6 protein-coding genes are annotated in these 11,741 nt (G+C 49.4%); 1 reads left to right on the forward strand and 5 read right to left on the reverse strand.

Features of this window, described 5'->3' with window-relative positions; all coding sequences use genetic code 11:
- Positions 1 to 28: 28 nt before the first annotated feature.
- On the forward strand, positions 29 to 1,297 hold the full coding sequence (locus GA0116948_RS07725; protein ID WP_089710789.1) for a hemolysin family protein: 1,269 nt from the start codon (positions 29 to 31) through the stop codon (positions 1,295 to 1,297).
- Between the two features lie 256 nt (positions 1,298 to 1,553).
- On the opposite strand, the gene GA0116948_RS07730 is transcribed toward GA0116948_RS07725, so the two are convergent.
- The 5 genes from GA0116948_RS07730 to GA0116948_RS07750 all read right to left on the reverse strand — a co-directional run bounded on the left by GA0116948_RS07730 (position 1,554) and on the right by GA0116948_RS07750 (position 11,687).
- Positions 1,554 to 2,993, reverse strand: coding sequence for a glycoside hydrolase family 30 protein (locus tag GA0116948_RS07730; RefSeq protein WP_205686073.1), 1,440 nt, complete (start codon positions 2,991 to 2,993; stop codon positions 1,554 to 1,556).
- Positions 2,994 to 3,017: 24 nt separating this feature from the next.
- Positions 3,018 to 4,466 (reverse strand): glycoside hydrolase family 30 protein, encoded by a 1,449-nt coding sequence (locus GA0116948_RS07735; RefSeq protein WP_089711147.1) that lies wholly within the window; start codon positions 4,464 to 4,466, stop codon positions 3,018 to 3,020.
- Positions 4,467 to 4,681: 215 nt separating this feature from the next.
- Positions 4,682 to 6,178 carry a RagB/SusD family nutrient uptake outer membrane protein gene (locus GA0116948_RS07740; protein ID WP_089710791.1) on the reverse strand — a complete coding sequence of 499 codons (1,497 nt, stop codon included), beginning with the start codon at positions 6,176 to 6,178 and terminating at the stop codon, positions 4,682 to 4,684.
- A gap of 45 nt (positions 6,179 to 6,223) precedes the next feature.
- Entirely contained in the window at positions 6,224 to 9,226 is a 3,003-nt protein-coding gene (locus tag GA0116948_RS07745; RefSeq protein WP_089710792.1) for a SusC/RagA family TonB-linked outer membrane protein, read from the reverse strand.
- Between the two features lie 538 nt (positions 9,227 to 9,764).
- Positions 9,765 to 11,687, reverse strand: coding sequence for a 7TM diverse intracellular signaling domain-containing protein (locus GA0116948_RS07750; protein WP_089710794.1), 1,923 nt, complete (start codon positions 11,685 to 11,687; stop codon positions 9,765 to 9,767).
- Positions 11,688 to 11,741: the final 54 nt, after the last annotated feature.

An 11,741-nucleotide genomic window follows, 5' to 3' on the forward strand; every position in this document is an offset into this window, starting at 1 on the left:
GTCTGAATATTGATGCCAATTCTGTGCTATGCTGCTATTCTGGTTTATTATCATTTTGCTGATCGTTTTAAACGGTTATTTTTCCCTGGCGGAGATTGCGCTGGTATCGGTAAACAAAGGCCGGCTCACCGAAGAAGCCGAGGAAGGCAACCAGCAGGCCGCCCGCACTCTTTCCCTGCTCAACGACCCGGAGGAATTTCTCAGCTCCATTCAGGTAGGCATTACCCTGGTGGGCATTATTGAAGGGTTATATGGCGGGGAGCGGCTGGCATTGTGGGTATCGCCTGTATTACTGCGCTGGGGTATGCATGCAAACGTGGCCCATATTACTGGGCTGGTGTTGAGCATAGGGATCATTACCTACATTACCATTGTACTGGGTGAATTGATTCCCAAATCGCTGGCCCTGCAATTTCCGCATCGCACGGCGCTGTTTATCAGCACTTCGCTGTACTGGTTTACCCGCCTCACTTATCCTTTTGTGAAATTGCTTACTGTAAGCACACAACTACTACTCAAGGCATTCGGCATTAAAAACGACAAGAAAGAAACCATTACAGAAGGCGACCTGCGCACCATGCTCAGTACCGCCTACAAACAGGGCATCCTGGAGAAAAATGAGCTGAAGCTGCACCAAAATGTTTTTAACTTTAACGACCTGAAAGCCCAGTATATCATGACACCCCGCCACTTGGTGGTAGCGCTCCGCGATGATATGTCCCGGGAGGAAATGGCCGTGTTGCTGCGCAAGTACGACTTTACCTGCTTCCCGGTGTACCACGATGACAAAGACCGCATCACCGGGGTGATCATGTCGAAGGAGTTTTTTATGTACCCGGAAAAGTCTTTGGCCGAGTTACTGAAAGTGCCTTGTTTTATCGCCATTCATCAACCTTTGCCCATTGTGTTCCAGCAGTTCCAGGTAAGTATGTGGCCCTTTGGGGTAGTGGTGAACGAGTTTGGAAACTTTGAAGGCGTGATCACCATTTACGATGTAGGTTCTGCATTGTTTGGCAACCTGCGCAACACGGGTAAAGAAAATCCATACCTGCAACAGCAATCGCCCAAAACCTGGATAGCGCCGGGTGCTGTGCGCTTATACACTTTAAAGGAGGCGCTGGGTATAGATTGGGTGCCGGTAAATGAGCGGCAGTTCCTGACCCTGGCGGCCATGCTGCTGGAGAAATGGCAACGCATCCCCACGGAAGGAGAGGAGATAGCGGCGCATAATGTGAAGTTTAAGATTTTGAAGATGGAGGATCACCGGATAGAAAAAGTGTTGATTACATTGCCCTGATACCTGAATGCCTGCTGCCTTGTTTGTATAGATTTCTTGTTTTGCACTCCAAATAAATAAGACAAAGACAAACGTTTTGGGTTTATTGTAGGTAGTCTGGAAGATGTTGCTTTTTTTTATAGGCTGGTATGTTACCCGGTATTTTTTGGAGGCCCTGAAAGTGTTGCTCCTCAAAATGATGGGCGGTTTATTCACCCAGAAAAAGGTCGCAAGTATATATTGCGACCTTTTGATACGAGGAATGAAACACACATTTTTACCACAAATAGGTTGCTACGGCACCCGCATGCAAGCTCCCTTGAAAATTTCCTTTGTTAGTTACTACTGTAAAGGTCTGTGCCTGCTGGCTATGGTTCAGCACAATCAATACCTGCTTGCCATCGGGGCGTTTAAAGGCTACGTTGGGTAGTTCTTCACTGGTATTGCTGGCTATGCGAACAGCGCCGGGCAGTACAAAGGCCGCGGCATGCCCAATGATGTAATAGGCAGGGTTGCGTACTACGTTGCTAGCGTCTAGCGTGATGGCACCTAGGCAACCATTGCAGCCGCCCCGGTCGGTGTGCGGGTTTTGATGCGGGTCTGCGGCGAGGTTCCATTCCAGTACCGTGCGGGCCCAGTTACGGGAAGCGCCAATAGTGAGCAGGCGGATGTGTTCGTCCAGGTCTTTTTTCAGGTGACCGGGCGCACCGATCCACTGCTCGGTGAAGTAAATGTTTTTATTAGGAAATGCGTTATGCACTTCGCTCATCGCTTCTATCTTACCACCATAAAGGTGAAAGGCGCTGCCGTCAATATACTTGTTGGCCTCCGGGTCGTTAAGCACGGTGATGGGGTAATCTGGCCGGTCACAGTTATGATCGTAGATGATAATCTTGGTTTTAATATGTGCCCTTTCAAAAGCTGGTCCCAGTGCGTCGCGTACAAATGCGGCCTGGTCTTCAGGCAGCATTTTCATACTGGGATTATTGCCGGGGTGCAAGGGTTCGTTCTGCACCGTGATGGCGTTGATGGGAATACCGTTGGCCTTCATGGCCTGGATGTAGCGTACAAAGTAGCGGGCATACGCACCATAATAGCGGGGCAACAAACTGCCGCCACGGGTATCGCCGTTATCCTTCATCCATACAGGAGCCGACCACGGTGAACCCAGTATTTTCAGCATAGGGTTTATCTTCAATATTTGTTGCAGCACCGGCACCACGTCGTTTTGATCGGGGCCTAAAGTGAAGTGGGCCAGCGTAGTATCGGTTTGCCCGGTGGGCATATCATCGTACGAAAATACGCTGGCATTCATATCGGACGCCGCGATGCTGATGCGCAGGTAACTCATGTTCAGCCGGTTGGGTCCTTTGCCAAACAGCTCCTGCAACAGCTTCTGCCGGGAAGCGGCATCCATCTGCATGATCAGGGTGGCGCTGCCGCCTGTGAGGGTACAGCCAAATCCATCCATGGTCTGGTAGGTTTCCTGCTCGTTAAGGGTGATCAGCGGCGCTGCCGAAGCGGTGTTGCTGAAATGGATAACAGGCTGGTACTCCAAACGGGCCGTACTGTCTGGATCCGTGAGCCAGCATTCCACGGCTTGCGAAGCGGCGGGTGGCGGGGTAAAGCCCGCAGGGCGGGAAGTTTTACAGGCAGTAGCGCCGGCCAATACGAAGGCCATCATCCAGGCATACCGGCAATAGGTATTGTTCATCATCACTTATATCAGGATCAAAAAAAATCAGTACACAAAAGTGGTCATAGAGTGGGGCAGGCTATTGGTTGTAGCAGCCTGTCCATTCACCCACAGGTAAAAAGGAACTGCTTCATCGCTCTGGTTCATCACTTCCACCACGGTTTTGCCATCGGGGTTCACGAACGCAGTGCTGAGTAGTTTGCTGCGGCTGGGAGTGGCCGCAATGCGTTTGGCGCCGGCCTTCACGAATTTGGAGAAATGGCCAATATAGTAAAATGCATTGCTGTAATACAATTTGCCATCCTTGGCATGTATGGGCGCCATGCAGTAGTTGCCTACGTGGTTAGGGCCGCCCTGCTCGTCCAGCAGGATGTTCCAGTCTGTCCAGCCTACGGTGCCGTTATTAAAGTCGGAAATAATGTTTTGTCCATAGATCTCCCCGTATTGCCAGTCGGCTATTTTATCCCAGTTGAATTTTTCAATACAACCTTCGGTAAACATCAGGTGGGTGTTGGGAAATGCTTCGTGTACGCGGGCTACGTTTTCCAGCATCTTAGCGCCGCCCGACCAGTTTTCGTACCAATGGAAAGCCACGCCCCATAAGTATTTGGCGGCGGCGGGGTCATTCAGTACGGTGGAGGCGCGCTGGTAAATCAGGTCGCGGTTATGATCCCAGGCCATGAGTTTTTTGCTACCATATCCTGCGCGTTGGAGGGTAGGGCCCAGGAAAGATTTGATAAAATCTCTTTCTTCTTCGCCGGTAAATATGCAGGACTCCCATTTTTGGGTGGCCATGGGCTCGTTCTGTACAGACAGGCCCCAGATGGGAATGCCTTCTTTTTCGTAGGCCTGTATAAATTTCACATAATGATTGGCCCAGGCCTGGCGGAACTGAGGTAGTAATTTACCACCCTGCAACACATTATTGTTCGTTTTCATCCAGCCGTAGGGCGACCATGGCGTGGCAAATACATCCAGCTTGCCGCCGGCGGTTTTCATGGCCGCTTTAATGAGGGGAATGCGGAACTGGCGGTCGTGATCTATGTTAAACGTTTTTAGCGCCGCATCGCCTTCCTGCACGTAAGCATAAGACCCGCTGGAAAAGTCGCTGCTGGCAATGGTGGTGCGCACCAGGTTGTAGCCAATGCCTTGCTGCGGGTCGTAATAGGCCGTGAGCAGTTCCTGCTGGCTGGCAGCGGGCAGTTTGCCAAACACTTCTGCAGCAGCGTCTGTAATGGCACCGCCGAAACCTACCACGGTCTGGAAGCGGTGGGTAGGGTCTACGAACACACATACCTGCGTTTCCAGGGGCTGGCCCAGTGGCGTAAAGTGCAGGGTATCGGTAGGAGTAATGCGGAGTTGCGTGTTGGCGGCGGTTTTATAAACAACAATGCTACGTTTTGTTAAGGGCAAGGTTGTGGGCTTTTGCTGTGCCTGTGCAGAAAAAATGCAGCAGCAGCCGGCTATAATGCCGTACCATCCGGTGTACTTCATGGAAATGCTTTTAGGTAAGATCAATCGTTTTTTACGTGGAATATGAATACGGTACAAAGTACAAGATTCAGTGTCAAAAAAGAAGGCAGTGGCGGTATTCCGTTAAAAATTGGACGAAAACGATGTAGTGAACGTGTACATAGTACGTTTATTCGTTCACGTTATAAAGTAAGCAGGGCCGGACTTTTGAAGGCCGGCCCTGCAGGTAGTAATATTTAGTAATTTGGATTTTGCGTAAGTCTTGGATTAAGATCTATCTGGTTTTGTGGAATGGGCAGCACCAGCCGGTAATCAGGTACATTGTAGCCCAGGGATACGCCGTTGCCGTCTTTTTGCGCTTCCATTACCTGCTGTGCCTTTCCGGTGCGCAGCAGATCAAACCAGCGGTGTCCTTCAAAGGCCAGTTCCTCGCGTCTTTCATCGGCAATTACCTGGTTGGCCTGGTCTGCACTGGTAGCTGTTTTAGCCCCCAGGCTTACGCGAGCGCGGATTTGTTTTACCAGGTCCATCGCGCTGTTTATATCGCCTTTCTGTACCAGTGCCTCTGCTTTCAGTAACAGGATGTCCGGAAGGCGCAGCGGGTAATAGTCGTTCACACCATGGTTAGGATCATTATACTTGGTGATGAAAGGATAACGGCTTACAGGCCAGTAGTTGTCGGTAAATTGTCCGGATACGTTGAGGAAGGTAATAGAAGCGTGTAAGCGTATGCTATCGCCATCTTTCACAAAGAGGTTTACCAGGTCGTTGGTCGGGGTGCTGAATTTTTTCCAGCCACCACCTATAAATTGTTTGGTAACGTCATCCATGCCCACAAAGATGGAGGGTATCCAGTCGCCGATTTTATCGCCGCTGTCATAACCATCGTACACCATTTCCCAGATGGCTTCTGTGTTGCTTTTATGCTTGTTATCCCACAGGTAAGTATAATCGCTTACCAGGCTGTAATGCGGGATTACCTGATCGCAGTAGTAGCTTACAGAGTCCCAGTTGGGCGTAGGCATGGTGGCATATACTTTGGCCAGTAGGGCCCATACGGCACCTTTGGAAACAATGTATTTGGAAGAGGTAGCCCCGATTTCCTGGGCATGTTCTTTTGCATACCAAAGGTCGTTCAGGATGGCCTGGTAGATGGTGTCTGAACCTACCTGCGGTTTCAGGGAAGAATTGATCAGGGCTTCTGCGCTGCTGTTGTCGGAAGGTTCCAGTTTTAAAGGAATACGGCCATATAACTGCACCAGGTCAAAATAGTTGAAGGCACGCATAAACATGGCTTCGGACAGGATTTGCGCGCGGCGGGCTTCCGTAAGGGCCGGGTCTACACTGCGCGACACATCGTGAATGGTGATGTTGGCACGGCCTATAAAGGCATAGCCATCTGCAAAGTCGCGGTTCACGTTTCCATTCAGGGAATTGGCTGAAAATTGATCCAGCGTAATGTTGTCGGAATTGTCGCCACCCGCGTAGCAGTTGTCAGCAATCACATCGCCATTGGTGATCTTATCGAAAATAGACCATTCCTGTACGTCGTTTTTGTAGTACTGGTAAAGGCCCTGCATAGAGGCCTCTGCCTGTGTGGCGCTGATGGTAGTAGAATCGGTGGTACGGATGCCCTGTGTGGTGGGATCTTTATCCAGTAATTTGTTGCAACTAGTCCATGCACCGGCGGCCAGTACCAGGATGGAAATCTTATAGCGGAATATATTTTTCATGTTACGATTCAATTTGAAGGTGTTTAAAAATTTACGGATGCCGCTTTATTTTAAACTGATATTAATACCTGCCAGGAATGTCTTAGCCTGCGGATAAGCGCCATTGTCTATACCCAAAGAAACGTTACGGTCTACGCTGCTGTTGCTAGGTCCTGCATAACTGCTTACTTCGGGGTCGAAGCCAGTGTATTTAGTAATGGTAATCAGGTTCTGACCGGATATGTAAACAGATGCAGACCCAATGCCAATGTGGTTCAGGATGCGTTCAGGTATGTTGTAAGACAGGGTAATGGTTTTGAAGCGGAGGTAAGAACCGTTTTCCAGGAAGCGGGTAGAGATCACCGAGTTATTCACACTGTTGGGGCTAACTGCCGGGATGTCTGTGATGTCGCCTACTTGTTTCCAGCGGTGCAGCACGGCAGTGCTTTGGTTGGAGGTATTCATCATGCCTTCCAGTTCCGTGCGCATACCGTTGTAAATCTTATTACCCTGAGAACCCTGAATGAATACAGACAGGTTAAAGTTTTTGTAACTCAGGTTATTGGTCAAGCCATACACAAAGGTAGGTTGCGCATTGCCCAGCAGGCGGCGATCGGAGGGTTTTACACCTTTACCATCGGTAGAGCCGTAGGGGGCCAATTCGCCGGTGCTGGTGCGGTACAGTTCCTGGCCGGTATTTGGATCTACACCGCCGGCTATATAACCATAGAACTCACCCAACGGATGACCTACAATCAGGTTAATGGCATTACCACGGCCATAAATGCTACCAAAGCTGGGCATGGATGTAATGTCGCCATTGAGCGCCTGCACTGTATTTTGGTTAAAGGAGATATTGAAGTCGGTGCTCCAGTTAAAGTCTTTACCTACAATATTCTTGCTGGAAATGGCCACTTCCTGGCCAACGTTCCGCAATTGGGCCTGGTTTACCACCACGCTAGACACGATCTCTCCGGAGAGGTATATAGGTAGCAGCACATTTTTGGTTTTTTTCCAATAAAAATCACCGGTTACAGTCAGCCGGTTGTTTAGGAGGCTGGCATCAAACCCTACGTTGGTCTGGGAAGTGGTTTCCCATCTCAGGTCGTTAGAGGCGATATTGGAGGGGTTGGTAGATAACGGTTCGTTATCAGTTACCAGGTTATAGGTGTAGAGGCTGCGCCAATCGTAGCTGCCAATGCCCTCCTGGTTACCGTTCTGACCCCAGCCTGCCCGTAATTTCAGGTCGTTCACAAAGCGCACATTTTGCATAAATGGTTCCTGGGAAATTCTCCAGCCTACAGACACGGAAGGGAAGGCGGCGTTACGGTTGTCCGGACTGAACTTAGAAGATTTATCATCGCGGATATTGGCTTCGAAAAGATATTTACCATCCCAATCATAATTCACGCGACCCAGGTAGGAGATGAGCGCCCATTGGTCCTGGCTAATGCTCGGCAGACCCTTTACGTGGGTAAGCTGCCACATGGTATTGAAGGGTTTGAACCGGTTTTCATCATCCAAACGGCTGGCGGAGATGTAAGTCTGCTGCCAATCTGAGTTCTGTACAGTCCAGCCGGCCAGTGCGCCAAAATTGCTTTTTCCCCAGCGGTGGTTGTACTTAACGGTTTGCTCGCTCAGCCAGCTCAGTTCTGTAGAAGTGGTCTGCGACAAAGAACCGCCCTGTCCACGGCCATAGTTGGTCAGGAAGGGGTCCAGGAAGTAGGTGCCTTTATCGTTTTTATAGTCAATGCCGAAGTGGGAGGATACCACCAGGTCTTTAAAGATCTTGATATCTGCACCCAGGTTGCTCACCAGGCGGTCGTTGGTATTATTAGTGCGGGAGCCTTTGATAGCGCCCAGGGGATTTTCCCAACCGGTGGAAGGGTTTGCACCTATCCATCCGTTGGCGGCGTATTCGGGTACCGTGGGTGGGGTAGTAAGGGCAGAGGCCACTACACCACCTTTGGCGCTGCTCAGGTTATCGGTTACGTCGTTATTATTTACCCGCGAGATAATAGTAGAGGAGGTCACCGTCAGCCATTTGGTAGCCTGGCTGTTGATGTTCACCCTGCCGGTAAGGCGGTCAAATTTAGAGGGGCGTATCATCCCTACCTGGTTATTGTAATCTACGGAAATGTAGTGTTGGGTTTTTTCCGAACCACCGGAAGCGGCTACGTGGTAGTTCTGCTGGTTGCCATGACGAATGGCCTCGTCGGGCCAGTTAATGTCTACGGCATTTACCAGGGAATCGCTGATGGTACCTTCGCCAAAGCTTTCATTCATATAGGACTGGTACTGCTTTGCATTCAGCACGTGCAGCATTTTGGTAGGCTTGCTATCACCCCAATAGGCAGATACGTCGATCTTATCTTTGCCGGAGCGGCCTTTTTTGGTGGTGATGATCACCACCCCGTTGGCCGCACGGGTACCATAAATGGCGGTGGAGGCGGCGTCTTTCAGTACGGAAAACGACTCTATATCGTCTGCGTTATACGCATTGATGTCTGGCGTGATAATACCGTCTACCACATACAGCGGGTCATTGCCCGAACTGATAGAGGAGGAACCGCGGATGCGAATAGACAGCCCGGCGCCTGGTTTACCAGATACGGAGGTTACCTGTACGCCGGCGGCCTTGCCTTGCAGGGCTTCTGCCGCATTTACAATAGGGCGGTTGGCAAAGTCGGCCGCATTCACCACCGACACGGAGCCGGTAAGGTCTTTTTTGCGTTGGGTGCCATACCCTACCACCACTACCTGGTTTAGATCGGTGCCTAAAGCGCTCAGGTGCACAATGAGGTTTTCCCGGTTGCCAATGGCCACGGTAGCGGTCTTATAACCAATGTAGGAAAATTCCAATGAGGCGGTACCCGGTGCATTTAAGGTAAATTCACCTTTCACATCGGTGGTGGTACCATTGGCGGTACCCACTACGCGGATGGTTACACCTGGCAAGGAATTGCCCAGGGTATCACTCACCGAACCGTGTACGGAAATGTTTTGCGCGATAGACAGCATACTAACTGTCAGCAGCAAGGCCAGGAAGGCCAGAAACTTTAGCTTCATAACGTGTGCAATAAAAGTTTTAGAAAGGGACGATCACCGGTTGCTGTTAGGATCGTTTGCGTTTGCCGAGCAGTGGCTATACAATTGTTGGTTTCATAACATGACCGGATTATAACACAATTTTAACAATACAAAAATACAGCGATGTAGGGTATAAAAACAAATTAATTTTTGATTAAACGGTTGATAATTAACAAGTTATTAAATTTTTGATCCGCTTCAATACCGTGATGAAGATCACTAGAAAGCCCCGGTAATCAAGCAATTAATTGGATAAGATAAAATCAGCCATGAGGAAAACGATACGCTCTATTACAGGAAACTAAATTTTAAGAAGCAGGTTACTTCCCCTCGCAAATCTGTAAAAACTGACTGCATCGTGCTACTTGCGCCCGGGATGATAGCACCTTGAAAATTAAAGTGAGGTAGAGGACGACCAGGGAATAGCATCAGCGCCCAAGATAAAGGCATCTTGAAAATAGCATGCAGTTATAGTAAGGTAGGGAGTGCCAGGATATTGATGCAGGAAACCTGCCGGTTATAACACCAGCCGGCTCCAGCCACTGGCATCGGCCTGCTTTAGTTCTTTTTTCCGCTCTTCCATAATAGTTTTCACCTTATGCTGGTAGCTCCAGCAGGTGCTTTGGCGTATGTCCAGCATTTCGCTGAGTTTGTGGGAGGAAATCTTGCCTTTGGTGGTATACACCAGGAATATCATATAAAAGGCCTTATTAATGGGAATGCGGGTATTCTGGAAAATGGTATTGGCCATTACAGACTCTTCGTAATTGCACTTGGAGCAGCGCCGGCTAAAGGGAGCGTGACCGGCAAAGTAATGGTCATGACCACACTTATGGCAATGGTAGCTGTTGCCCCACTTTAATGCTGCCAGGAAGCGGAAGCAACTTTCATTATCGGGGTAGGTGCGGCTAAATTCTTCAAAATCTACTGGAGCGCTCAAAGCCCGGGCGCGTCTTACCTTTTCCACATTGTGCAGTAGTTGCTGGTTGTCTTCTTCCAGCATGGTGTTCATGCGCTGAATTTCCCTGGATTGTAATTGCAGCAAGTGGTTGGCGTCGTTCAACTCATGGTTCTGGGCTTCAATCAGGTGGTTTTTATCTAGCAACTCATGGTTCTGGGCTTCAATCAGGCGTGTTTTTTCCTCCAGTTCCTGGGTACGCTCTTTTACCTGCTGTTCCAGCTGCTGGTTCAGGCTGTCTTTTAGGCGGGCATGCACGGTCATCTGGCGAATGATTTCCTGCTGGGCTTTTTCTTTTTTCTTCTTTAGCAGGCGCAGCTTGTCGCCTATGGCGAAGGAGAGGAAAAACATTTCCAGGATAAAACAGCAGCTCAGGCTGTAGTAACTGAAGGCTCCGAAATTCAGCCAGCTATAGCCCAGCATGATAAAGAATTTCAACATAAACCCGGCAAACAGGAAGCTATACCCCAGCACAAAAAAACGTGCGGCGCGGTAGCCATGTTGGTAAATATAAATGCCACTGCCAAAGGCCAGCGCCAGCGGGATGATCTCAATGAATTTATAGTTAAACCAGTAGCGGTTAAAGCAATAGCAGTAAGCAAAAAATAATAACCTGATTACTATCACGCTGATAATGAATTGGTTTAGCCTTGGCGCGCGGACTTTAATATATAATAAAGACCGGGTAAAGGACAGGGCAAAAACGCTCATACAGCATAAGGGTACGGCATAGGCGTACTGGTTCCACAGTGGTGCATGGGGCCAGATGTATTGGTAGGCAATTCCATCGGCACTCATTTCGTAAAACCCTATGCTGATAATATATAGGACATACCATAAGTATTGGCGCTGGCGCATGGCGATTAACATGATCAGGTTGTAGAAACAAAAGACCAGGATCATTCCATAGAATAGGCCGAAAGTGATGTATTCAGTGAGGGCGTAGGCAATGAATTTGTTCATGGAACGCAGCACCACTATCATATCTGCCGTTTGGGCGGAACGCACGCGGAAGTAGTATACCGGTGCGCCGGGGTAACTATTGTCTAGCTGCAGTTCAAAGTTTTTGTGGCGGAAGGTGCGTTGGGCGAAGGGGTAAGCGTCGCCTAGTTGCACAGCGTGATAATGGCCCAGGCTGTCGGGCATAAAGGCCAGCAGGTCGTCTATGGTTTGGTCGAAGAATTCGAGGATATATTGTTTGTTAATACCCGGATCGTGTTGGATTTTTATGCGGTACCAGTAATATACGTTGGGTTTGGTATTGCCGGGGGTGCTGGTATGGCTATCGCGGAAGGCGGTGTCGGGTAGTGCCAGAATCTGTGCGAAGGACTTGGGTTGCAGGCTATCTTCCAGCCACTGAATTTCTCCGTAGGTAAAAATATGCTGGTCTTGCCCGGCGCTGATAGACACGGGCTGTTGTGCGCGCAGGGCGTTGTAACCAGTGAGTAGTAACCAACCTAATAAAAAAACACGTCTCATCATAAACAGACAAACCCTCTGGGGGTAAAGATAAGTCTTCCGCGGGTTTTTGTAAGA

Source organism: Chitinophaga costaii, from assembly GCF_900094705.1.
Lineage (GTDB): Bacteria > Bacteroidota > Bacteroidia > Chitinophagales > Chitinophagaceae > Chitinophaga > Chitinophaga costaii.

Bases quoted from the DNA above. Each gene is read 5' to 3' on its own strand.
- GA0116948_RS07745 (WP_089710792.1), bottom strand. From the start codon at position 9,226: ATGAAGCTAAAGTTTCTGGCCTTCCTGGCCTTGCTGCTGACAGTTAGT.
- GA0116948_RS07740 (WP_089710791.1), bottom strand. From the start codon at position 6,178: ATGAAAAATATATTCCGCTATAAGATTTCCATCCTGGTACTGGCCGCC.
- GA0116948_RS07725 (WP_089710789.1), top strand. From the start codon at position 29: ATGCTGCTATTCTGGTTTATTATCATTTTGCTGATCGTTTTAAACGGT.
- GA0116948_RS07750 (WP_089710794.1), bottom strand. From the start codon at position 11,687: ATGATGAGACGTGTTTTTTTATTAGGTTGGTTACTACTCACTGGTTAC.
- GA0116948_RS07730 (WP_205686073.1), bottom strand. From the start codon at position 2,993: ATGATGAACAATACCTATTGCCGGTATGCCTGGATGATGGCCTTCGTA.
- GA0116948_RS07735 (WP_089711147.1), bottom strand. From the start codon at position 4,466: ATGAAGTACACCGGATGGTACGGCATTATAGCCGGCTGCTGCTGCATT.